This is a genomic window from Vibrio hepatarius, assembly GCF_001274785.1.
Classification (GTDB): Bacteria; Pseudomonadota; Gammaproteobacteria; order Enterobacterales; family Vibrionaceae; genus Vibrio; species Vibrio hepatarius.
In genome coordinates, this window is sequence record NZ_LHPI01000013.1 from 146184 (window position 1) to 167862 (window position 21679).

The 21679-nt window shown below is 42.6% G+C and carries 30 protein-coding genes; all 30 read left to right on the forward strand.

Translation table 11 applies throughout. The annotated features are described in order from the left end of the window. Positions 1–127: 127 nt before the first annotated feature. The 30 genes from AKJ31_RS14770 (at position 128) to AKJ31_RS14915 (ending at position 21679) form a co-directional block, all read left to right on the forward strand. Entirely contained in the window at positions 128–313 is a 186-nt protein-coding gene (locus tag AKJ31_RS14770; RefSeq protein WP_053409881.1) for a hypothetical protein, read from the forward strand. 9 nt (positions 314–322) lie between these two features. Next, positions 323–571, forward strand: coding sequence for a hypothetical protein (locus tag AKJ31_RS14775; protein WP_053409882.1), 249 nt, complete (start codon positions 323–325; stop codon positions 569–571). 118 nt (positions 572–689) lie between these two features. Then, on the forward strand, positions 690–1457 hold the full coding sequence (locus AKJ31_RS14780; RefSeq protein WP_053409883.1) for a hypothetical protein: 768 nt from the start codon (positions 690–692) through the stop codon (positions 1455–1457). A 113-nt stretch (positions 1458–1570) separates the two neighbouring features. Further along, positions 1571–2746, forward strand: a complete 1176-nt coding sequence (locus tag AKJ31_RS14785) for an AAA family ATPase (RefSeq protein ID WP_053409884.1) — start codon at positions 1571–1573, stop codon at positions 2744–2746. A 455-nt stretch (positions 2747–3201) separates the two neighbouring features. Then, complete coding sequence (locus AKJ31_RS14790) at positions 3202–4647, forward strand: DUF3150 domain-containing protein (RefSeq protein ID WP_053409885.1); 1446 nt, start codon at positions 3202–3204, stop codon at positions 4645–4647. A gap of 95 nt (positions 4648–4742) precedes the next feature. Further along, positions 4743–6920 carry a VWA domain-containing protein gene (locus AKJ31_RS14795; protein ID WP_053409886.1) on the forward strand — a complete coding sequence of 726 codons (2178 nt, stop codon included), beginning with the start codon at positions 4743–4745 and terminating at the stop codon, positions 6918–6920. Positions 6921–7036: 116 nt separating this feature from the next. Further along, entirely contained in the window at positions 7037–7300 is a 264-nt protein-coding gene (locus AKJ31_RS14800) for a hypothetical protein (RefSeq protein ID WP_053409887.1), read from the forward strand. A gap of 113 nt (positions 7301–7413) precedes the next feature. Further along, entirely contained in the window at positions 7414–8577 is a 1164-nt protein-coding gene (locus AKJ31_RS14805) for a DUF7146 domain-containing protein (protein ID WP_053409888.1), read from the forward strand. Positions 8578–8667: 90 nt separating this feature from the next. Continuing rightward, entirely contained in the window at positions 8668–8847 is a 180-nt protein-coding gene (locus tag AKJ31_RS14810; RefSeq protein WP_053409889.1) for a hypothetical protein, read from the forward strand. Between the two features lie 69 nt (positions 8848–8916). Beyond that, the gene (locus AKJ31_RS14815) at positions 8917–9255 is read left to right on the forward strand and encodes a hypothetical protein (protein ID WP_017190431.1); all 339 of its coding nucleotides are present in this window, start codon (positions 8917–8919) and stop codon (positions 9253–9255) included. A 693-nt stretch (positions 9256–9948) separates the two neighbouring features. Next, on the forward strand, positions 9949–10758 hold the full coding sequence (orn, locus tag AKJ31_RS14825) for an oligoribonuclease (protein WP_053409890.1): 810 nt from the start codon (positions 9949–9951) through the stop codon (positions 10756–10758). A 10-nt stretch (positions 10759–10768) separates the two neighbouring features. Beyond that, complete coding sequence (locus AKJ31_RS14830) at positions 10769–10999, forward strand: hypothetical protein (protein ID WP_053409891.1); 231 nt, start codon at positions 10769–10771, stop codon at positions 10997–10999. A gap of 95 nt (positions 11000–11094) precedes the next feature. Next, on the forward strand, positions 11095–11823 hold the full coding sequence (locus tag AKJ31_RS14835) for a hypothetical protein (protein ID WP_053409892.1): 729 nt from the start codon (positions 11095–11097) through the stop codon (positions 11821–11823). 61 nt (positions 11824–11884) lie between these two features. Then, positions 11885–12379: a hypothetical protein gene (locus tag AKJ31_RS14840; RefSeq protein ID WP_053409893.1), complete on the forward strand. Its 495-nt coding sequence runs from the start codon at positions 11885–11887 to the stop codon at positions 12377–12379. 77 nt (positions 12380–12456) lie between these two features. Further along, positions 12457–12780: a hypothetical protein gene (locus tag AKJ31_RS14845; protein WP_053409894.1), complete on the forward strand. Its 324-nt coding sequence runs from the start codon at positions 12457–12459 to the stop codon at positions 12778–12780. Between the two features lie 76 nt (positions 12781–12856). Next, positions 12857–13138: a hypothetical protein gene (locus AKJ31_RS14850; RefSeq protein ID WP_053409895.1), complete on the forward strand. Its 282-nt coding sequence runs from the start codon at positions 12857–12859 to the stop codon at positions 13136–13138. Then, positions 13131–13634 carry a hypothetical protein gene (locus tag AKJ31_RS14855; protein ID WP_053409896.1) on the forward strand — a complete coding sequence of 168 codons (504 nt, stop codon included), beginning with the start codon at positions 13131–13133 and terminating at the stop codon, positions 13632–13634. The genes AKJ31_RS14850 and AKJ31_RS14855 overlap by 8 nt, the downstream gene beginning before the upstream one ends. A gap of 521 nt (positions 13635–14155) precedes the next feature. After that, positions 14156–14434: a hypothetical protein gene (locus tag AKJ31_RS14860; protein WP_053409897.1), complete on the forward strand. Its 279-nt coding sequence runs from the start codon at positions 14156–14158 to the stop codon at positions 14432–14434. A 90-nt stretch (positions 14435–14524) separates the two neighbouring features. Then, positions 14525–14833, forward strand: coding sequence for a hypothetical protein (locus AKJ31_RS14865; RefSeq protein ID WP_053409898.1), 309 nt, complete (start codon positions 14525–14527; stop codon positions 14831–14833). Positions 14834–14920: 87 nt separating this feature from the next. Continuing rightward, entirely contained in the window at positions 14921–15640 is a 720-nt protein-coding gene (locus tag AKJ31_RS14870) for a hypothetical protein (protein WP_053409899.1), read from the forward strand. Between the two features lie 92 nt (positions 15641–15732). Then, positions 15733–16335, forward strand: coding sequence for a hypothetical protein (locus AKJ31_RS14875; protein ID WP_053409900.1), 603 nt, complete (start codon positions 15733–15735; stop codon positions 16333–16335). Between the two features lie 88 nt (positions 16336–16423). Then, complete coding sequence (locus AKJ31_RS14880; protein WP_053409901.1) at positions 16424–17062, forward strand: hypothetical protein; 639 nt, start codon at positions 16424–16426, stop codon at positions 17060–17062. Between the two features lie 24 nt (positions 17063–17086). Further along, positions 17087–17479, forward strand: a complete 393-nt coding sequence (locus AKJ31_RS14885; RefSeq protein ID WP_053409902.1) for a hypothetical protein — start codon at positions 17087–17089, stop codon at positions 17477–17479. 87 nt (positions 17480–17566) lie between these two features. Then, on the forward strand, positions 17567–18121 hold the full coding sequence (locus tag AKJ31_RS14890) for a hypothetical protein (protein WP_053409903.1): 555 nt from the start codon (positions 17567–17569) through the stop codon (positions 18119–18121). A 76-nt stretch (positions 18122–18197) separates the two neighbouring features. Continuing rightward, on the forward strand, positions 18198–19034 hold the full coding sequence (locus tag AKJ31_RS14895) for a hypothetical protein (protein WP_053409904.1): 837 nt from the start codon (positions 18198–18200) through the stop codon (positions 19032–19034). Positions 19035–19108: 74 nt separating this feature from the next. Further along, positions 19109–19591: a hypothetical protein gene (locus AKJ31_RS14900; RefSeq protein ID WP_053409905.1), complete on the forward strand. Its 483-nt coding sequence runs from the start codon at positions 19109–19111 to the stop codon at positions 19589–19591. A 109-nt stretch (positions 19592–19700) separates the two neighbouring features. Next, positions 19701–20141 carry a hypothetical protein gene (locus tag AKJ31_RS14905; protein WP_053409906.1) on the forward strand — a complete coding sequence of 147 codons (441 nt, stop codon included), beginning with the start codon at positions 19701–19703 and terminating at the stop codon, positions 20139–20141. Positions 20142–20233: 92 nt separating this feature from the next. Further along, positions 20234–21220, forward strand: coding sequence for a hypothetical protein (locus AKJ31_RS14910; protein ID WP_053409907.1), 987 nt, complete (start codon positions 20234–20236; stop codon positions 21218–21220). A 28-nt stretch (positions 21221–21248) separates the two neighbouring features. Further along, on the forward strand, positions 21249–21413 hold the full coding sequence (locus AKJ31_RS23050; RefSeq protein ID WP_157052371.1) for a hypothetical protein: 165 nt from the start codon (positions 21249–21251) through the stop codon (positions 21411–21413). An 80-nt stretch (positions 21414–21493) separates the two neighbouring features. Further along, entirely contained in the window at positions 21494–21679 is a 186-nt protein-coding gene (locus tag AKJ31_RS14915) for a hypothetical protein (protein ID WP_053409908.1), read from the forward strand.

Below are 21679 nucleotides of genomic sequence, written 5' to 3' on the forward strand. Positions count from 1 at the left end.
ACTGACTGTTTGGCATTGCCATTGAAATTTAAACCTAAACCTAACCAACTTAAAAACCCATTTGGGAGATTTACTACTCCCTAATGGGGCAGTGATCTCCCTTTTTAAACCGACTGTGGAGGTCACCATGTCTACTAACAACTCTTGTAACTCAACCGATCCTAAACAAACAGCAGCTTACCTGAAACGTCGTTCGACGCGTCTACGTAAGAAAGCTCGTTTTGCTCGTGATGCTTCTACATGTGACCGCCTTATACATATGGCCGATCGTGCAGTAACTCGCGCAAACGAAATTTACTTTGCTGCTTGTTAAGGTGATGTCATGGCTAGTTTGATGTTTCAACTTGCGTCGTCCTGCAAAGGTCGAATCGAGCGGCACCGAACGGTAGGGGATAAGAATGCTCCTAAACGGATGCATATCTACTTTTCTCTTGATAGCCGGCAACGGTTTGTCATGACAGAAGAGAAAACAAAACAAGGCCGAGAATTTACAGAACTCAGAGAAGAGCAATTAGGCAAAAGTCTATGCGCTATCGAAGGGGAATGTATGCAAGAACTTGGCCTCGAGTAAATTTAGTAACTAAACCAATCTTTAATTAAACCAATCTGCCTAAGCAGGAATAACTCCTGCCAAAGCAGAAGTGTATTCCTCGTTTAAGCAGAACCAAAATTCTGTGGAGGAATTACACATGCAATACGACATCTTTGGTTCTATCGAAACTGCTTCTCAACCTAAACCACGTCAAGTTAAACCTAAAGCGAAGAAGAGCACCGCGCCTAAGAAACGCGTCACTGCACCTCGAGCTATGGTTGAAGACAAAGACGGTATCACAATGCGCCATGCCAATGCGTCACAGTCTATGCCTGATCACATGCTCTTGCTTTGCCCTGAGTACGATCCTGCAACTGATGAACTGTTACTTGATTGGGATGAAAACACATTGCTTGAACTATGGGATGGGATGTTACACGAACACCTTAAACAGCTACGTCAAACTAAACCTGGCTCAGCGACTCGTGAGGAAATCGTATCGTGGCAAGAAAGCGAATCCTTTAAGGATTTGTGTGCTGCGATTGGTTACCAACCTGACGATATTCGTGATGGTGTTCTTGAAGCGCTTCAAAACTACGACAGTGCCGCCCAGACTCGCAAAGTAATTAACATGCTTGTGAAGCTGGACCACAAAGTTGTAGATGAAGTAAATGAAATTGGCCTTTCACCGCGTGAATGTAATTCTCGTCGTTTTAAAGACCAATTAGCTGACTGGTTCTTGTCTGAGTTTCGCAAATGCAAAACCAGCAAAGCTAAGTGGGCAAAGGTAGCAACATTGATGCACTGTGACGAACTACGTGAACTAACCAGTAAAATCGGTATGGACATGGCAGGCGTTATCAACCGTATCAAACCAAAAATGTACTTTATTCAGAATCCAGAAGATTCTGAGTTCGACGTTTAATTAAACAACCAAAAACCAAACCAACCATGCCCAAAGGGGACGGCATAACTTCCCCTACGGGATAGTTGTGTTTGTCCTCTGCGGGTTTCTAAATCCTGTGGAGGAATTTTAAAATGACTAATACTGCAACTATTACTGCTCAACCAACTCAAGTTATCAACCGTGAAACAGCTAGCCAAATGTCTAATGAGCAATTGGTTAAGTTATTGGAGCTTAAAAACCCAATGATTGAGGACATTGTTTACAGTGACCCTCGCTGGAGCGAATTGGAACTGGTTGATGCCGGCGAAGTATTTGCACCACACATTCCGAAAGGCATGTTCAAGATCCAACGCCCTAAACACCGTCATCCAAAATGCATCGATTCGAATCCGACTTACATCCCTCAACGTGATGTACTTCGAGCAATCCTTGCTTGGTGGTGTGCTCCAACACGTAAGCTATCGCTTTTCATGTTTGGTGAAACAGGTACTGGTAAAACTGAAATGCTTTTATGGTTTGCTGACCGTATGAACTGGCCAGTGTCTTTAACCGCGGTGAATGAGAGTATGCGACCTGAAAAGGCTCAAGGCTCTTACATCTTGTTTAATGGCAAAACACCTTACCGTTACGGTAGTGTGGCAAGCGCTATGAAATATGGTTGGTGTCAGATTATGGATGAATGTGATAAAGGTTCAGGAGATTTCCTGAGCAAGCTTCACACTCCTGCTGAATACAAACCTTGGCAATTAGACGATACAGGCGAAATCATTACCCCACATAAAAACTTCCGTTTTTGCGCAACCGCGAATACGAATGGTGGTGGTGACATGACAGGTAGATACCATACCTCTCAACGTCTTGATGAAGCTTTCCGTCGTCGTTTTGCTTTCGTTGAATGTGATTATCCATCAGCTGCTGTGGAAGATAGTATCTTGTCTGCAAGTTACCCTGACATCAGCAAAGGCACTCGACACAAGATGATTAAGTTGGCTGGCCAAATGAGACTTGCACTTCGTGCACCTCAGCTGGAAGCCAAAGCGACCACAGCGGAAGCACTTAAGAAACTGGCTCTGCCAGATGAACGTCTGTCTTGTGCATTCTCTACTCGTGTTCTAGTGGCATGGGCAGATTACATGACAATCTTTGGTGTTAAAAATGTTCCGTTGAGAGAGTCTTTCGACTTTGTATTCGGTAACAGCCTTGATGAAGCGGATGAACCTGCAGTTTATGCAATCGTTCATCGTATCTTCGGAGAGTCTTTCGACCATCCTGATGGTTGGAACGAGGCTAATGCATCGGGAAAGTAAGTAAGGGAACTGATCAGGAGAAGGACTATTGTTCTTCCCCTGAACAAGATGTTTCTAGCGTCAAATTTGAATGCTATGGAGCAATCCGACCGGATGGCAAGCAAAAGACTTGGGCAATAGGCCAAGATCAACGCGGTGTCCATACCTGGTTCACTGAGCCGGGCGGTTCCCAACTTGTTTATTACTTTAAGCCTTTAGTCACTGACTTTAATGGGTCAAACATTGAAGGTGAATTTTATGTTCGCAAGAAGATCACTGAAAAAGAAGGGAAAGGTTATGTCTCAATTGGGCAAAAAACCTTTAACTCTTTGACTCGAACTTTTGTGTAACAAACCTAAAAATTAATCCTATGGGGATGCTTTTTACAATCTCCCCATAGGGGTTGATCTGTGACTGGTATTCCCTGGGTTGATTTGAATAACCAAACCAAACCAATATTCTGTGGAGGAATAACCATGTCACTATCAACTACTACTAACTCGTCTGTTATCGATCATGCAACGGCTGCTACTCAAGAGCTGTTGGATAACCACAAACAACTCAAAGAGGGGTGTGTGATTATCGGTTACGAAATGCGTAACTGGAGCGGTAAGAAGACATTTAGTGAAGGTAAAGTAACAGCGCTTGATTCAGGCGGTAAATCTGTTGAACTACCTGACGATCTAGTTTCACCGGGTCGTAAGTCACTTCTGGATACAAGAACACACCTTAGTTTCTGTAATAAGTTCGCTTCTCGATTTGGCCGCTTGTTCAATAAGTTTGGCGTTAGATTTATGGGTAACCATTTACTATCTGACTCTGCTCTTATCGAGCTGCTAAAAGAAGCTGAACCATTGGTTGAAGAGTATGAGCAAGAAGTTGATAACTTCTGTAGCAAGTATGAACAGCTGATCACAGATTGGTGTCAGTCACATCCGGGATTGGAATCTGTCATTCGTGATGGGTACATGACTGTTGAGGAAGTTCGCGCTCGTTTCCGTCTGCGCATTTACAAACCTGTTCGTTTCACACCACGCGTTGAAGAAGATCTGGCAGATATTGTCGGTGAAGCTGCAGCACAGTTGTTCGAAGACATCGCTAAGGAAGCACAAGCACTCCTTAAAGACTCTTTAACAATCAAAGATGGTAAAGCGAAAGGTTCACGTAAAGAAGAATGTACTCAAGATATTAAACGTCCACTGCGTCGCCTACGTGACAAAGTGTTCTCTCTGTACATGCTTGACCCGGTATTTGAAGGCGTTGTCGATATGTTTGACGATTTGCTGGATAAGGCTCTACCGAACACAGGCAAAATCAGAGGATCGCATTTCAGTAATCTTATGGCTCACGTCATGATGATGACTGACTCACACAAGCTTAAGCTACATGCATCGGGTATTAACCAGATTGCAGCTAAGGTAGCCGAAGTTGAAAGTGAGGAAGAAGAGCAATCAACAACGGCTGCAGATAACGCGCCTCAAGTTGATACCGGCATCGATGATGTTGAAGCGGAATTACTGCGTCAGCTAGAAATAGTTCGTCGTAATAAAGCTGCTAAAGCTCAAGCTCCAGTTGTTGAAACACCTGTTGTTGAAAAACCACAGGCAGTTCAATCTCAGCCAGTTGTTGAAAAACAACCAGTTGTAGATACACAACCTGTTGTTGCAGAACAGCCAGTTGTCGAACAGCAACCTACTGTTGACCAAGCACCTGTAGAAATGCCGGCGCCAATGGTTGAAGTACCTGTCGCTATGGAAGAACCGCTTCAAGTTGAACAAGCTGATGCTTCGTTTGACGATGTGGTTGTTGCAGAAGATGGTATTACAGTAGACCTTGATGCACTTGATACATTTAAAACTGTTACACCTGAGATTCCAGTAGCTGAGCCACAAAACGTGACTACATCTGGTTTCTTCTTTTAAAAAAACCTAACCCACGAGGGGAGTTATACTTCCCTTTGGGTTGTATTTCTCCCTGTGGGTTGACCAAAAACCAAACCACAGTGGAGGAATATCCTATGTCAATCAATACTGCAGATACTGCAATCGCTAAACCAGAAAACCCTGCGTTAGTAATGCGTCGTAAACAGGCACTTATACGTAAGTTTACTTTGCTTCAAACGATGAATACTGGCCGCAGCGTTGGTGTAAAAATTCAAGGTACTAAAGCTTGTACTTCGGGAAATACGACCACTTTGCCGCTAGGTAATATGGAAGACCCTGAGTACTTAGACATGCTTGAAGGCATGATTGATCATGAAAATGGTCACTGTAAGCACACTGATTTTTCAGAGTGGTACAGCATCAACAATAAGATGGTCAGACGCCTTACGAATATCTTTGAAGATGTTCGAATCGAGAAACTTGTCGGGCATGAGTACCCTGGCTCTAAAACTAACTTGTTAAAGCTGGTTCAGATTGCAATTAAACGCGGTTTATTTAGTGCACCATCTCATGAGGATGACCTTGTACGATTGGTTCAGAAGTACATCTTGTACACTGGCCGCTACAAGCACCTCGACCAATACCCACTCAAAGACTTCTCTCAAGATGCTGCTTTTTACCTAAGTCGCGCATTACCAAATGCGTTTCCTAAGTTAGAAGCCATTCTTACTGATTCTGCCAATGACCATTCAACTGCTGACGCTCGTCGTCGTGCGGAAGATGTACTAAAGGTTTTGCAGGAAGAGTTTGAAGACCAACAGCAACAGGAAGAAGAACAGGATCAAGATGAAAACCAAGATGATAAATCTGGTGACTCTGGTTCTAACTCTGAAAATGATGAAGAACAGTCCGAGTCTGATGACTCTGATAACTCAGAAAGTTCAGATGATAAGGGTGAAGGTGATCAGTCTGGTGACCAAGATTCTGAATCTGATGATAAAGGTGATGATAACCAATCTGGTAAATCTGAAACTGAATCTGATGATGAAGAAGGTGACGATAACCAATCTGGCGATTCAAAGTCTGACTCTGAGGACGAAGGTGATGATGAACAGAATGGTGGTTCTGACGCTGAATCTGACGATGAAGGTGACGATAGCCAATCTGGTGATTCAAAGTCTGATTCTGATGACGAAGGTGATGATGAACAGAATGGTGGTTCAGATGCTGAATCTGACGACGAAGGTGATGATAACCAATCTGGTGATTCAAAATCTGACTCTGATGACCAAGGCAATGATGAACAATCTGGTCAATCAAACACTGATTCAAATGATGATGCAGACGGCGATGATTCTGAAAGTCAGTCAGAAACTGACAGCTTTTCAAATCAGGTAAGCTCTCAAGAAATTGAGAAAGCTATCAATGCCGACGACGACGACCTATTGGAAGACATGCATGATGGTATTCGCCGCATGATGGAAGATAAGGCCGAAGAAAACTTGGAAGAATTCCAAGAGGAATACGGTAACGAGTATTCGGCGCCTACAATGGCCTACCGATGCGATAAGTCACCAGATGCCGCAGGCATTCCATTATGGATGTCACAGGCTAGACAGCAATCACAGCGAGTAAAATTGGTGCTTAACAGCATTCTAAATGATCGCAACCGTGTAAAGCGTAGCTATGAAAACTCAGGTACTGAAATCTGTGCTGGCACTCTTTGGGGTGTTTCTGCAGGTAACAACCGCGTTTTCAAAACAGAAACTATCTCTAAGTCGCCTAATACTGCTTTTTCAATCTTGATTGATAGAAGCGGTTCAATGCAAGTCCCAAACATGGAGATGGCCAATGTAGCAGCTTTCGCAATCGGTCAAGCTATTGAGTTCATCAAAGGCGCTGAGTGTGAAGTGCTTTACTACCCATTTTACGACGCAGTTCGTCAAGATGGATATGTTCACATTGCTAAGTCATTTACTGAGCGAATGAACTCTGTTGCCCAAAGAAGCTTCAACGTCCATGCCGACCACGGCACACCGACTGCCGAAGCTCTTCAAGGTGCAACTGCTCGTTTAGGTTTACGCAAAGAACCTAAAAAGGTGCTTTTCCTAATTACAGACGGACAAACCAGCGGTGCTACGGTACAAGCTGCTTTGCGAGAATGTGATGTTATGGGAATCACCGTTATTGGTATCGGTATCGGAACAGGTCAACTGGCCGGCTTCGAACATCGACCTTACTTTGCGATTAATAGTGCGAATGAATTAGCAAATTCATTATTCGCCTACCTAAGAACATACTACCGCGGATAGGCCTCAACCAAGGTCACCGCAAAAACAACCAAACCCAGAGGGGCGACATACCTGACCCCTTTGGGGATCAGTGTGTGTCAATCCTCTACAACCAACAATTCTGTGGAGGAATTATTATGCAAGTGACTATCATTGAGACATTTAAATACGGCGTGTATATGAAAGCTGCAACTACTGTCATTGACGGTCGTGAACAATTCTTAACTGGAAGAATGATTTCGGGTCCTGGCTTTGCCAAGTTCTTAAGTCAATTCGAAGACGGTATGGATCGTGTAACGATTGTTGAAATGTCTAGTTCGGCATTCAAGATGAAGGGCGTAATGAAGCTTGAGAAATCAGCTGTTGCACCGAGTAATCAACGTGAAGAAGTAGTGGCGTAAGCCACTTACTTTTTTCATATCAACTGTTGCCGTGGGGACTACCAAAACTTCCGGTAACAGGAGTTTTGGAGTCCCTACGGGAATTCAATTGTACGATTATTCGGAGGCAACCAATGTACGCACAACGCCAATCAAAAATAGAAAAAGTTCGCGCAATCGCGGATGGTAAGTGGGACGTAGTATTTGGGGCTTTCCCTCAACTATCCACTGCTATCAAGAAGGCGCCGCAACAAGTTCCATGTCCAGTTTCACCAAATGCTAAAAAATCCTCAACACAGTTCCGATTCTTTAAAGATTGGGTTCAAACTGGGGGCGCATACCACAATAAAGATGGCGCTATGCCTGATGGTATTGAGGTGGTTAGCTGGATTGAAGGATGCAGTAAGTCAGAAGCAATGGATACGATCGTCAGCATTTTAGGTGGCGATATTTCCACAGTGTCTGATGAACAAATCCGATGGAAACAACAACAAATGCAGCAAGCTCGTGAGCAGTACTGTGATGAAGAAGAAAAGCTAAAACGCATGAACAGAGTTCGTGGCGTGGCGCAAACTTCTATTCCCGCAGCACAAGCTCCAGAGCTACATGCATATCTACGTAGCCGTGGTTTAAAAGGTGATTTTTCAAAATTGCCTAACACTATTCGCTATCACAACCGATTACGTTACCCAACTTCGTTCCGCGAAGAAGGTGATAACCGTAATCCTTGGTACTCCGCAATGCTTGGTACATTCAGAGATAAAGATGGAAAGAACTGTTCTTTACATCGTACTTTTCTTTCGAATGGCAAAAAGGCGCCGGAAAAGAAAACCAAGCTTCTTATGTCTCCACCGTGGGATATTCGAGGTGGTTACATTGCTATGGATGATCCAATCGTTTACGAAGCAGAAGACGGCCTTGATTTGGCTATCATCGGCTACTGTGAAGGGATGGAAACTGCTTTGGCAATTCGTGAAGCAACCGGCATTCCAATGCGTCCTCACTACTCGAGCTCATTACTGAAACTTGCCAGTGGCGTAGTTGTTCAGGGAGTTCCTAAGCACCGTACTCTTATTACTCTTTGGGGTGATAACGATCGTTCTGGTGATGGTCAAACGACAGTTCAAGAATTGGCTGAAAGATTGAGAGAAGAGGGCTATTTGGTTGAAGTATTCGTACCTGACTATGAAATCCCAGAAGGTAAAACTTCTGTGGACTGGCTGGACGTATACGTAGAAGAAGGTGCGGTAGGTTTTCCTATCGAACTGAGTCAAAGCGTAGGTATCAACGCGTTTTAAATTAACTGCGATGCTCTGTCATCGCCTTTACCCACAGGGGAACACTTTCCCCTGCGGGATAAGTGTTTCCTTGTTATGAGGAAATACACAATGCAAGCTTCAAAACATGTTTCAGATTACTACTTCAATATCTACTCTGCTGGCCAACAGGCTCATGCAGATAAGAAAGGACGTAATGCTAATCCATACCCGGTTTTAAGTAACCAAAGAGCGGTATGGGAAAGCGGTTATGCAGATTCAATGGCACTGGCTCGGGAGGCTGTTATTTAACAACAAATAACACTCACTGTTGTTCATCAACATAGAAAACCAACTTAAGCAAAGACAAGGAATCAAGATATGACTGTACAACGCGCTCCAATTGAAATGACATTTGAAGAATGGTTCGAAAAATTCAAACCAGTAGCAAACCCAACCGGTGACGGCTTCGTGCAAGTTGACGATGTTTGTTATGTGTTTGGTCTGCATGGCGCGGATTTATCGAAAGTTCAGGCAGCTGACCCAAACTGTGTTTGGACCCTTATAGAAAGCGATGATGTTGACTGCGATGAAGATGATGAAGACTACGATACAGTTCTTCTCATCTCTGACGGTTACCACAGAGTGAATCGAATGGGGCATTTCATCACAGAGGTTCCTGCAGACCCTGAGAGCTTCTATGAAATTAGCTACGATTAACCGTGGCTTCGTCCTGACCCTTTTTCCTTATTGGATTAAGGGTTTGGCACCACCATTTATGTAGGACGCATTAGCGTCCTGCTGGTGGCTTATTCGAGAGTATTGAATTCAGTACTGCCGAATGTGTCATCATATGACTCCACCGCGTGTCATGCGCGCTGAAAGAAAAACCATACCCTATAAACTTTTTCATATCGTAGCTTTGCTGCCTTCCACTTCCTTCTTGGATGCCTGGATGATGATTAGTTCTTAGGTTCGCTAGCCAGTAAGATTCAAAAACTCTTTGAAACTGACCGGGCAGCATCAAGTAGAAGATAAGCACTACTCTAAAATCGCTTTCAAATAGGTCACAACGTAACGTTATGACACCCTCAAACTGTCTGTTTGCCAACCACACTCAGATAGAAACCTAGTAATAAAGCCAACTGGCCACAAACGCCATTGGCGCATGTGGTCTATCCCTTATGTTCTCGGAGGAACACATGTATAAATTAATACGAAAACAACCAATCATTGCATTAGTTCTACTGATCGCCCTTATCTGGTTTTGCTGGTCGAAAATCTTTGACGTCTATTCGGACAACGGTTTTTTACCCGCTTTTGGTCTTTTTATCTGTTTCGTGTGCTTTTTTAGAGCATTGACAGAAATGGTTAAACGTTCAAAAGCAAAAGTAGAGTCAGAAGGAGTCGAACATGAATAATGCACAAATTATCCGTTCAATTATTTTTGCTTGGGCAGATATAGAAACAGGTGGTCTGGATGATAAGTTAAAGAATGGCGAACTCGGTATGCAGGTTTATCCAATACTCGAAATAGCAATTCACCTAACGGATGCTGATCTGAATATCATCGATGGCGATGGTTTCAGAGTTGTTATCCACCACCCAGAAGAAGTTCTACAGTCAATGGATCAGTGGAGCATCGACCAACATACTAAAACCGGTTTGTTGGATGAAGTTCGTCAATCGACAATAACACTGGCCGAAGCGGAACAGATGGCACTTGCTCATCTTAAGAAGCATAACGCTGAACCTTATAACATGAAGGAAAAGCGCGGGACAGTCATGGCAGGCAATTCAATTAAATTGGATCGCAATTACCTGTGCTGTCAAATGCCAGCTCTTCACGAGTACTTTCACTATCGACAAGCTGATGTATCTGCCATCGCACTCTTCGTAAGAGAGTGGCGCCCAGATATTGAAGCATCCGTTCAGAAGAAATATCAACACCTGGCTATGGAAGACCTACGAGAGTCCATCATGGAAGCGAAAGTCTATAAAGACCGACTCTTCAATAAGGACGCTGTAGTTTCTAAGTCAGGTAGCACTGATGTTTTGGGTTCCATTTTGTTTTTGGCCGAGGATATGACTCGCGCATTACAGCGATTTGATTTTGATGCTCCTGAGTATCTGAATGATCCTGCTATCCAAAACTTAAAAAGGGACTTAAAGAATTTGCACGATAGACAAGTTGGCCTTGCCAATGATGTTACTCAAGGTTAAGGAAAGCTTTATGTTCAAGATCGCTGACTATGGAAATGACACTGAATGTGCCAATGGCGAAGAGCTAATGGCCTCTCTCAGAGAAAAGTATGCTGGTAAATCTGTCAGTATTCATTATCGCCGCAAATCCGGGATTACCCGGACTGAGTTTGTTGACGTAAGTACGGAAGGTCATGTGACTGATTCATACAACGGCAACGACTTTAACTTGGCTGATGTACTGGAAAAAGCCGCCGGCTAACAAAACCACCAATAATAAACCACCCATAAGGGACACGATTCTCCCTTAATTGGGCGAGTTGTGTCACTTCAACCATTCTGTGGAGGAATGACACAATGAAAAAATTACCATCAAAACTGTTTAACTTAGTCAAACGTATTACGACTTACCTATACCTAGCGGTTACCTTTTATGTGAAGACCCGCGACGTAAACCTTTCCTTGGAGTTAGTCGGTATTAACCGAGCAATTGCAGGTGTAAAGGTTGTTAGATTGATTCGTGATTATCGTGTAGCTGGAGTATTTATGGATTTCATAAATACGAGCTCCGAACGTGACCGAAAGTTAAAACGTAGATACTTGCTTTCTCTTTTACCTAAAGACGAAAGTGTATTGGATAGTTATGATCTGCATGCTCGATATAGAAAGGAATACGATCGGCTAACAGTTCGACCGTTAAAAAAAGCTTCAACCTTTCTTAAACGTCTAATCCGTGATCTGCCTACTTTACCATTTGCTGTCCTAATAATTGTCCTTGCTGTTCCTGCAAACAAAGCCATACAACGCTACCTTGGTTTGACCAAGAATGAGGGGTATGAGCTTATGGGGACAGTTTTTGACATGTTGCATGGATACCTTACGCAAGGTCACTCATTTGAGTATATTTGGCCGTTCTATTTCGGAGATTCAACGAAACTAAGTAGTTGGACCAAGTTAGTGCGTTACTCGATGGTTGCTGTGCCATTTGCGTGCCGCCAAAAAGTGATATCTGACTTTCGCAATCAGCGCAACGCATACCGCGTAAAGTCAAAAGAGTACACATTGGCACGTAAGGCATTAGCGTAATCCATCCTACCCATTGAGGGCGACCTCATTGGGGGAGCTCTCGCTACTTAAAGGCGTCAACATGAAGTTCTATTACTACCCAACCATTAACTCCGCTAAAAACAGCCTAGAGCTTGCGGAAACCCCTGAAATTCTCACTTATGACCAACATACAAACTCTTGGAAACATGAGGATGGCACCTGTTATCAAACAGCAGGTTCTACATTGGTACCGATCAGCAATGACGAAGAGAAATTCGAATGCCTAACAGGTCACTTCCTTATTGAAGTAACAGACCCTTATGGCAAAAAAGGACGTTTCAAATTGCAAGCTGCTAATGACATCGTTGATTACTGCAGCGCTCCTGGCGTTGTATGCGACGATGAAGTAGAAGGGCAGGCACTCGCTGACTGTGGAATTGCTAAACCAGAAATGGAACATAGCTTCATTCCCCATATCGTTTCTTATGGCTTTAATGAAGTGTCTGAAACCAAAGGCACTATGGAATTAGAATTATATGTAAGTGAAGGCGAGCCAACCGGTGAAGAGGAAATATTTCACTGGGAAGTTCTCTGAGTTAATAAACCAATAAACCAACCCATGCGGGACACACCGCTGGGTGTTGTTCCGCTTTTTTCTGTGGAGGAACAACGATGGACATTGAAACACAAGTTTTAGTCGAACTGATAAAAGCTGGTGGTCATATCCTAACGGCAACAATCCCAAGCCTGACAACTTTTGTTGTTGGTAAAAAGATTATTAAGAATGCCAAACTCAAGGAAAATTACCTTATCGCGCTAAATGACATCCGTTATTTGCTGGGTGTTGAAGCTCTCCATTGCAGAGAACACACTGAGCGCGACGGTAAACCATTAAAGCAAACCATTCGTAACGCGGTCACCGCTGAGCGAAACTTAGAGTGGAGTGGTAAAAACACTCAATCTCAAGTAATTCGACGTATTGAAAAACTTAAATAAACCAACTAACCCAGAGGGTAACTAATGCCCTCTGGGTAATTAGTCCCTCTGAAATTTATGTTCGGAGGAACAACAGATGAAATACCAACTTAAATCAGGCCTATCAATCTTTCTAGTCACTGTAATTTTCGAAGACACTGTTCACGTAAATTGCGGTCAAGGTTTTACTGATACAGTGCATCGTTATGCGATCGCTGATTCAAAATCTGTGGCTGAAAAACTTGCTACTGAGCATTTTGAGCGTCAGGGACTAGCTGTGAGAATAAGTGATGGCTTTGAATCAACGCGAACCACAGTAAACAGTCTTATACGCAAAGACGTTCTTGGTTTTGATGCGGGAGTAACTGAAAGTGCTTAATTTAGTTCCGATCGCCAAATCAAGTCTCGTCACTACCAAAAGTCGCGTTTGCCGTGGAAGTTGGCTTAAGCCAACGTTCATTGCTGCACTCAAATGGCAGTGGGCATCAAGTACCTGTAAAACACATAGTGAGCAATTAAACAAGCAGCTGGATGACTTCGATTGGAGTATCCACTGTGACCTTTACAGCTTATCAAGCATGCTTAAACAGCATGTTGGATTAGAGGGTAGGGATTTCTATTCTCGTGTTGTGTTTACTGAAAAGCCGCATGATGGCCATTATAAATACTGGAAGTTAATTGGTTCGAGTTGTGCAACCGGGGAAGATAAACTCCTTTCGTTTCGCCTTTACGAGTCACCGACTAATCCAGACAAAATGGCAATTGTATTTGACACAGTAAGTGGGTTATTTGGGAAAGCTGCTTGGGACTTCGATAAGCTGGAAATCTTCTCGGAAGAGATGTTTTCAGAATTGACCTGGGCGCCTGACTTTTGACCTGACTTCGTGTTCAAAAACAAGCGTTAATTTATGATCGACCTCGACCAGTTATCGTAGTAAGATACTTTTACTGGCAACACAAACTATGAGTGCATTAGCACTCATGGCTTGTGTCTAACCGGTAAAGCCATTCTAAAGTGAATAGGGTACTGTTCGTTTTACAATTGCTTTATTTAAGAATTACCAAACCCCTAAACTCTTTACATATCGAAGCTTTTGCTTCCTCTCACATCCTGTCTTGGATTGCTGAGTGATGTACTGAATTTTGGGTCAACAACCGACGTTTTGACAGATACTTTTCTGCTTTAACTTAGGTTGTTCATAGTAGCCCAGAACACTACTCAAAAAAGTTCTGTATTACGTTCGATCTCGTATTGAACAACTAAACTGTTTGCTCGTTAACCACGACCAGATAGGCTATAAACCAAAAACCATTACCATTAGGGAATGCATTATTTCATTCCTTGATGGACTGAATAATTGTCTTTCCTTCTCGGTGATTCTGTGGAGGAAACACTATGACTATCAATACTCAACCTAACACCCCGGTTGCCTTTTTCTATTATGGAAATCGTTTTCTGGGAGCTGCTAAGGTCGAAACTTCAATCAAAGCTGCATTTGACGTTAATCGTGAATATTGTATTTCTCTCGATCGTGAAAGCTTGCCTTACCTTCCTTACTGTACTCATGCTGAAATAGTGTGTGTCGAACTGGATAAAGAATTGAAGATTGAACCCAGTAATCCAATTTGGAATGCTGAGAACGGTCATAAGGCGTGTCTTAATGCTTCGGCTTAAGATTCGATTATTCATTAAACCAAACCAACTAAACCATAGGGTTGCATCAACCTTATGGGGTTGTGCTCCCTGTCTTCGGAGGACACAACCATGCAACTATCATCTATCTTACCTAAATTCTTTTCTCCAAAAGCTCAACAACCTGTTAAGCCACAGAGAACCGTTTCTAAAAACGCACCTCAATGGAAAGAACTAGGAAAGTTATCTCGTAGCGGTGTACGCGGTATTTTCTACTCAGTGGACTGTACTGTTTATCTGGATACCGGTGATGTGATTATTCTTGATACCAAGATTCATTCACGCACAAACAACAATCGCCAAAAAATCTCTGCAGAAGTTCACAAATGGGCTTCATACCGTGGTTTTATCAAAGCAGGCGAATGTATCGCTATCCGTTAATTTCATCGCAACAATCCCAATCCGGGCATACTTCCCGGTAGGGAAGCTATGTCCACCAACTCAATAAAGTCTGTGGAGGACATACACATGATCGTAAACAAAACTATTGGTAAATTTGAGACTAACCACTTCTCACTGAATACTCTTGATGATTCTCTTTTTGAGGTTTTCGAGACAGCTGAGCATGAAGATTCTAGCTACACACTGACTAAATCAGTGGCGGTTAAAATCACGGAAGATCAATTACCAAAAAACTTCTTTACCACTCACCGTTATTCTCACAACAAAGTCGAAGGGACTGAGGTGTCTTATGGCGTCAACATCGATTCTCGACGTGGCCTAAGCATCGATATTAACTTCGCGTATTCGCTTCATATAAGCCGCCGTCGAAATGAAAAAGGACAGCAACTTATACGTGATACTGTTACTACTGAGTTTAACAAAGTGAATTTTCTTCAAGCTGCCAAGGACGCTCTTACCGGAATAATGGAAAGAAACATCCAAGAGCTGAACCATGAAGAAGAACAGCAAGTACATCGATTTTTTGAGAATAATGCGGCTAAATCTGCAGAAAATCTTCTCATTGAGTCTGATTGTCAAGAATGGAAGTTTCTTAAAGAGCAAGAAGAGCAGTTAACTGCAACTCTCGCTAAGTTAAAAGACCGCCAAGCTGTTCTGCGTAAAGAAGCCTTAAGGAAAAGTTTGAAAGAAGATGAACGCGAGTTTCCAGAAAATATTCAGAAGTTATTCGATGACTATCTGATGAATGTTCCTGGTATCAAACAGCGTAGAATGTTCTCATACTAATCTTTTTAAATATTTGACCACCCGAGGGTAAACATCACCTTTGGGTGTGGTGTTTTCTCTCATAACCAACCAAACCTGTGGAGAACACACCAATGTCTATTGAATTAATCGTTTTAAATGCTGATAAGTTTGTAAAAGAAATCAATGACTACATTGATGGATCTGGCGTGAAGCTTATATTTCATTCGGATTATACGTTTGAGTTTAAGCACCGAACATGCCTGTTTACAAACGACGCTATGATTCCGTCGAAGATGTTACAGAAGAAAGTGAAAGAGTTATTTAAGCAATTTTTCACTGGCTACTTACCTCATTTCAATAATGTAGGTAACACATTCTGGCCTGAGCTAGAAAGCCGCTTCATAGTCAATGTCTACGACAATAAACGTCACGTACATCGTTATAAAGTTCTATCAACCACTAGCTCATTGGACTCGCCGCTGAGTAAGGAAGTACTTGCCTTATTTGGTTATAAGCATAGTTCAGAGTGTAAGGTCATCCAATTTGAGCGTTGCACTGGTGGTAATGCCACAATGCTCAAGACCATCGAACCATCTATGTTTAATGCTCTTATGGAAGACAGCGAGAATTTCACTGTGGAATATAATCCTCAGATTGATAAATCATTCAAGCTGGTTTCCGAGCGCGACTTAGATGCCGAACTGGATGAAGAACTAAACGCAGCGATCAGCTAATTTAAACTACAAACCAACCTAGAGGGTTACACAATACCCTCATGGGTCAGTGTTTCCCTCTTACTAAATTCCTGTGGAGGAAACACTCATGTCAACAAAACGTATTTTTCTAGACCGTAAATCAAAAACTATTGTTCATGCCATTGAAGAAGAACGCCAAAGCTTCCGCGATATGCGAGCTGGCCTTGAACCTGAAAAGCAATTTACTTCCATTAGCCGAGTATTACTCAAGCAAGGAAGTCGCCAACAGGGAAGGGGAAACGACGTTTTTAACGAGCTAATGAATGAGGGCCAGTTTGAAGAGGTAACCGCGGATTCACTCATTGTTAAGAAGCAACTTTCTGACACTGACCTGGATTTCGTTACCGGTAAACTTCTGGCAAAACTTGGTATGACGGGTGCTAAGAAATTTGAATATGCCAGAGCGATTATCGCTGCCTTGGATGTCGGAGAATCACTTATAGAAAATACACAATCATGTACGGCACAGCCACAAAGTGAAGACGAAATGAGCTCAACTATTCGTGAGTTGATTCTTGTTGAAGCTAAAGTGGTAGCAGATGAATTTGATAAAGAAGGCTTAATCGACTGGCGAGTTCGTGACTCACTTATTGCGAGATTTCGCTTAAGTGTACGCCGTCGCCTTAGAAATGTTGAAGGGCATAACTTTGTTACCACTTCGGTCAACAGATGCCTGGATCAATTCTTAACGTCACAACCTGCCTAATCAAACTCTCTGTGGAGCAATAACATGAAAAAATTTAACCATGCATTAAGTACTCACCGCACCGTTCAACTGATGCGCGAGGCTATTGATATTACCAAAGAAGAAAAGGGTTTCTATCGTAAGCTATTTGTGATTTCTGGCTTTAATCAAGGGACAATGTTGATGTTGTTCGTTGTTGCCTACTTTGCGATTAATTTCACAATGATGATCACTGAGAAGCTTATATGGGGAGATTCGTTTTTAAATCCGGTCGACCCTATTATGAACATGATATTTATCGGTACTTACGTTAGGGCAACCAAGCGACTTAGTAACCTGATGATTGAATGTGCCTTACAAGGTAAAGCCCCTGAGCCAGAACCAAGCCAGCCAAAATCGGCCGGATTGGTTTTAGTTCCTTCCGCGAAAATCAAATAATGTAAAACCAACCAACTCCCAAAGGGTAACGCTTCCCTTTGGGAAAGTGTTCCCTTTGGTAACAACCAAATACTGTGGGGAATCACTATGTCTATTAAAACTGTTATTGAAAAGATGAAAGAACACGCTGAATCAGTCAACCTTCCTAAGTTTTACAAGGAAGACTTGGATATTGATTTCAGTAATTTGAAGAAGTATGGCAACCGTGAGTACGTATGGATGCTTCGAGAGTGTGGTTCGTTGCTACTTCCATTACGGATTGGCGCGTCACCGTTCTTACTCGAGTACTACATGCGTCAAGATTCGACTGCACGCTTCTTTCATGTCAAAGGGTATGATGAAGTCACCTTTAAGGAGTTAAAGCACAAAGATGTTGAGTCTTTGATATGTAAGCCACCAATTGAATTTGGCTTGATACTTAACTCTGATGACTTGATCGCTAAGGTGAGGAAAGTACTTAATGATCGCAATGTTGCCTCTAGTGGTCTTGTGACAAAGGAAATCCCTACAACACCCACTCATTGGAGTGAATGGCTGTCATTCTTCAACGGTAATAACGACGTCATGACGCAAGTTATGACTCGCGCTATCAAAATGTTGAATGAATTTTCCAGTCGCCCACGACTTTCACGAGTCGCTTAATCAATAACAACCAATAACCCAGAGGGGCTACCCTCTGTGGGTTAGCTCCCTCGCAATTCTGTGGAGGAATTAACCCATGTCAGATAAGTGCGTATCTATCGCTCGTTTTATCGAAGATCGATTCAAAACCAACTATGCAAATCTTTCAGAACTCGCGTCATTTGTGAAGTTTGAAGCTGATGATATAGGACAAGTCTTTGCTTTTGATTTTGTTCCTAAAAACAAAGTGAAACTTAGCTCTCAAGGTAAGTATTCTTTGATCAGTGAGTTGTTCACCGGTGTAAACCTTTGGACGTTGCTCGATAACATTGATGATTTTGATTTAATCGTTGGTAAGAACTCTGTTGTACCAACAGACGATGAAATTTACTGTCGTCCTGTCGTTACTAACACTCCGATTTCATACTTGATCCCGGAAGTGTCGAGAGTATTGAAAGCGAAAATTGCTAAAGTTCGTAATGAGTTGGAAGCTGCAGCAAAACAGCTGGCCAACAATCTGTATATCCATAATTCAAGACACGGTGAGACACACATGTTACGTACCATCAAGCATGGTCGATGTGAGTTAGAGATCCGTAAAGTTCATTTGGATTATGAGATTGAGGACTACGCGAACTTTGACCGCGAGCTTTTATCACTTCAAAAAATATATCAACGTGATGGTGAGTTATTCACTATGTGCTTTGAGTTGAAGTGGGATGGCGAAACGGTGCAGCACACAGCTCTTGAAGGTTTCATTATGGATTTGGGCAAAAACCCATTAGCTCTCTACAAAAGAGCAGTTCGTATGCAAATCGATAATGTGATGCTTTGTGCCCGCAGCAAACTTATAAGCAGTGGAAAAATTCTAAGCCGAGATGTTAAGCAAGATCGCGCATTCTTTGGCTCTTTGAATATTGGCACCAACGCTTAGTACTTACATTTTAACTACCCCGAAGGGATAACCCCTTTGGGCTATTCCTTCATAAATTCTGTGGAGGAATAACCATGTCTTTATCTACTTTTGTGAAATTGTCTTATGGCCTTAACCCGGCTGAATTAGTACCTGTATCAGTGCAACCAATGAATGAACAACAACGTGAGATTGCTCAGGAAGTTGTTTTACCAAAGCGATGCTTTGATAACAGCATTCAATTGGCCATGCATCTCGATGCGACTTATGTCTTAGGGGTGTATCAAAGCATCATTCCTATTGAACATGCCTGGCTTAAAGTTGGTGACACGTACATTGACCCAACCCTTGAAACGGTAATCGGTGATGTCAGTGGAGAGTATTTGTCTCTTATGGAAGTGAAAGCTTCTGAACTGATGGATCTTGTAGAAGCCATTCAACGGTATTCCGGTGATGATGCCGCGTACCCGCCGATGTTCCATACGATTAGAACTTTCCCGGAGTTTTCTCATTTGTTTATTTCAAACAAAGACAGGCTTCGTTTCTTATCGTGTGAATCGCTCCAAACAGCGTCATAACGACGTTTCTATCTAGTAATTAACCAAACCCATGAGGGATGAATACAACTCCCTCACGGGCTAGTTGTGTTCGCTTTCCCCTCACAAACAATTCTGTGGAGGAATTAAAATGCAAGCAACAAACAACAACACTACTTTTTCAGATACACCTGCATGCGTACTAAACGATGTTTATGACGTACCAATGCCTGGTGATTTTGTTGAAGTAATTGATTCTTTTGATAGCCAAGCTCCTGCCGGTTGCTTTGGTGTCATCTTAGGTTTCAAAAACAATTCTAAAGATGAATACGACATTTGCTTTAACCCGACTCGCGCCCCTTGGGGTGGTAAGTTTACTGATGCTCAGATTACTGCAGCTGGTGGCTCAACTTACCCAATGGTACCGACTGAGTTGCTTAAAGCTACGTCTACGGTAATGGTGAAGGAGTTTCTAACCAAAACACCTTACATTCACCCAGTGAAGAACGTTGTTAAGGTATGGACTATCAACCTGTGCGATTACGATCGTGCCGGCATCCGTAGTTCATACATTCAGCGTTACGCTCACTAAACCGATTCAACTTTAAACCATCAACCTAAAAGGGAGTGTGATTATCCCTTTTGGGGATAGTCCCTCCTGAATAACAATTCTGTGGAGGAATTATGACTACAAAAACACTAACTGCTTATTTCAACTCTCAACTCAAAAGCTTAGGTTACGACGATATTGCTCGAGAAAATAACACCACTTGGTCACTTAATTATTGCCAAGGCGATGGTGTGTTTTTCCCGGAAGCAAAACTTCACTCTGATGATGCGAAAACATTATGTGATCGCCTTATGACGGGTAAACATCGCGCAGCCGTGAAACGAGCTATTGATAAAGACATCGAATTTTCCGCTGGTGGTAAATACGATGCCGAGTATGAAGATTGGAGAATGTCATCAGATCCTACGCCACTCGAAAGAGAGGCATGTGATTTGTTTGTCAAAGCTATTAAGCAAGACCTTACAGATTTGGCCGCTAGGTTCGAGTCTGAGGGTTATGCGTTTCTTGAAGCTACACCAACCGAAGATGAACCTGAAATCGTGTCTACACGTCACCTGGGGCGCCTTCGTGTGGTTGTTAGCAAGTGCAATGAAGATTGGTTTGACCTTTTTGGCTGTGATGCCGAAGAGGACATCCAAAACGATACCGAAGTAATGCAATCCATCATTAAAGGTGAACTCAAGTTTTTCAGTTTGAAGGTAGAAGTTTTTGACCTGACAACTTTAGATGAATTTGAGGACTACGATGCTCTGGATAGCTTAGCTACAAATTACTTAGGCGGTTGCGTATTGGGAATAAATGAAGATTTTAACGCTTCTTTTCGCTGCGAAGTACGTGGGCAAATTCATGAATTGGTAAGTGAATGTCGAGTTTTACTCGATATGGAACGACCAGAGCGTGAGGCCTTCTTTGCAGCAGTTCGTGAGCAAAAGCGATTAGCACTTTTAGCTGAACGAGATCGCCAAGAAAGCGAACGTCGTGCAGCTGAGTTAAAAGCAATTGCAGAAGCCGAAGAAGCTAAAGAGCAACTTGAGATGGCTAAATGGAGCGGAATGGTCTTAGACAATTCAGTATCTGTTCACTCAAGTGCAAGTATCTAAATTTTCAATTAATAGCAGGAAAACAATTATGAAATTCTCTACATACAACGAGTTTAAAAAAGAAGTAGTAAACCTATTGAAATCACGCCTTGGCGTGAACGATGGTGACATCGATGAAGTCTCTTTGCGAGATTCCTTCGAGTCAGGTTGGTTGCCCTCTGATCATGTTGATTTAGTAGCGGCGAATATCTAACACCACATTTCAATCACACTAATGCCCGTTCGGGGAGTTTCCCGGATGGGATACTCCTTTGTTCAGGCTGGGGAGAAAATATGACTATAGCGAACAAGCCTCAAAGTGATTTTTTTCACAAGGTTGAGGAACTGTTACAGCAACAATTTGGGATAGGTATCGATGATGTTGGACCTGAAATGGTTGAGTCGTGCTTCGCGGGGAATGAAACACCTGCAGAGTGCGTTGGCCAACTGGCATCAAAGTACGAGTTAGACGAAATCTAA

What these genes read in the sequence shown, in the direction of transcription:
- AKJ31_RS14915 (WP_053409908.1), top strand. Translation starts at nt 21,494, where the DNA reads ATGACTATAGCGAACAAGCCTCAAAGTGATTTTTTTCACAAGGTTGAG.
- AKJ31_RS14875 (WP_053409900.1), top strand. Translation starts at nt 15,733, where the DNA reads ATGTCTATTGAATTAATCGTTTTAAATGCTGATAAGTTTGTAAAAGAA.
- AKJ31_RS14905 (WP_053409906.1), top strand. Translation starts at nt 19,701, where the DNA reads ATGCAAGCAACAAACAACAACACTACTTTTTCAGATACACCTGCATGC.
- AKJ31_RS14845 (WP_053409894.1), top strand. Translation starts at nt 12,457, where the DNA reads ATGGACATTGAAACACAAGTTTTAGTCGAACTGATAAAAGCTGGTGGT.
- AKJ31_RS14890 (WP_053409903.1), top strand. Translation starts at nt 17,567, where the DNA reads ATGTCTATTAAAACTGTTATTGAAAAGATGAAAGAACACGCTGAATCA.
- AKJ31_RS14815 (WP_017190431.1), top strand. Translation starts at nt 8,917, where the DNA reads ATGACTGTACAACGCGCTCCAATTGAAATGACATTTGAAGAATGGTTC.
- AKJ31_RS14795 (WP_053409886.1), top strand. Translation starts at nt 4,743, where the DNA reads ATGTCAATCAATACTGCAGATACTGCAATCGCTAAACCAGAAAACCCT.
- AKJ31_RS14800 (WP_053409887.1), top strand. Translation starts at nt 7,037, where the DNA reads ATGCAAGTGACTATCATTGAGACATTTAAATACGGCGTGTATATGAAA.
- orn (WP_053409890.1), top strand. Translation starts at nt 9,949, where the DNA reads ATGAATAATGCACAAATTATCCGTTCAATTATTTTTGCTTGGGCAGAT.
- AKJ31_RS14900 (WP_053409905.1), top strand. Translation starts at nt 19,109, where the DNA reads ATGTCTTTATCTACTTTTGTGAAATTGTCTTATGGCCTTAACCCGGCT.
- AKJ31_RS14805 (WP_053409888.1), top strand. Translation starts at nt 7,414, where the DNA reads ATGTACGCACAACGCCAATCAAAAATAGAAAAAGTTCGCGCAATCGCG.
- AKJ31_RS14790 (WP_053409885.1), top strand. Translation starts at nt 3,202, where the DNA reads ATGTCACTATCAACTACTACTAACTCGTCTGTTATCGATCATGCAACG.
- AKJ31_RS14895 (WP_053409904.1), top strand. Translation starts at nt 18,198, where the DNA reads ATGTCAGATAAGTGCGTATCTATCGCTCGTTTTATCGAAGATCGATTC.
- AKJ31_RS14770 (WP_053409881.1), top strand. Translation starts at nt 128, where the DNA reads ATGTCTACTAACAACTCTTGTAACTCAACCGATCCTAAACAAACAGCA.
- AKJ31_RS14840 (WP_053409893.1), top strand. Translation starts at nt 11,885, where the DNA reads ATGAAGTTCTATTACTACCCAACCATTAACTCCGCTAAAAACAGCCTA.
- AKJ31_RS14870 (WP_053409899.1), top strand. Translation starts at nt 14,921, where the DNA reads ATGATCGTAAACAAAACTATTGGTAAATTTGAGACTAACCACTTCTCA.
- AKJ31_RS23050 (WP_157052371.1), top strand. Translation starts at nt 21,249, where the DNA reads ATGAAATTCTCTACATACAACGAGTTTAAAAAAGAAGTAGTAAACCTA.
- AKJ31_RS14885 (WP_053409902.1), top strand. Translation starts at nt 17,087, where the DNA reads ATGAAAAAATTTAACCATGCATTAAGTACTCACCGCACCGTTCAACTG.
- AKJ31_RS14835 (WP_053409892.1), top strand. Translation starts at nt 11,095, where the DNA reads ATGAAAAAATTACCATCAAAACTGTTTAACTTAGTCAAACGTATTACG.
- AKJ31_RS14780 (WP_053409883.1), top strand. Translation starts at nt 690, where the DNA reads ATGCAATACGACATCTTTGGTTCTATCGAAACTGCTTCTCAACCTAAA.
- AKJ31_RS14910 (WP_053409907.1), top strand. Translation starts at nt 20,234, where the DNA reads ATGACTACAAAAACACTAACTGCTTATTTCAACTCTCAACTCAAAAGC.
- AKJ31_RS14810 (WP_053409889.1), top strand. Translation starts at nt 8,668, where the DNA reads ATGCAAGCTTCAAAACATGTTTCAGATTACTACTTCAATATCTACTCT.
- AKJ31_RS14830 (WP_053409891.1), top strand. Translation starts at nt 10,769, where the DNA reads ATGTTCAAGATCGCTGACTATGGAAATGACACTGAATGTGCCAATGGC.
- AKJ31_RS14880 (WP_053409901.1), top strand. Translation starts at nt 16,424, where the DNA reads ATGTCAACAAAACGTATTTTTCTAGACCGTAAATCAAAAACTATTGTT.
- AKJ31_RS14860 (WP_053409897.1), top strand. Translation starts at nt 14,156, where the DNA reads ATGACTATCAATACTCAACCTAACACCCCGGTTGCCTTTTTCTATTAT.
- AKJ31_RS14850 (WP_053409895.1), top strand. Translation starts at nt 12,857, where the DNA reads ATGAAATACCAACTTAAATCAGGCCTATCAATCTTTCTAGTCACTGTA.
- AKJ31_RS14865 (WP_053409898.1), top strand. Translation starts at nt 14,525, where the DNA reads ATGCAACTATCATCTATCTTACCTAAATTCTTTTCTCCAAAAGCTCAA.
- AKJ31_RS14785 (WP_053409884.1), top strand. Translation starts at nt 1,571, where the DNA reads ATGACTAATACTGCAACTATTACTGCTCAACCAACTCAAGTTATCAAC.
- AKJ31_RS14775 (WP_053409882.1), top strand. Translation starts at nt 323, where the DNA reads ATGGCTAGTTTGATGTTTCAACTTGCGTCGTCCTGCAAAGGTCGAATC.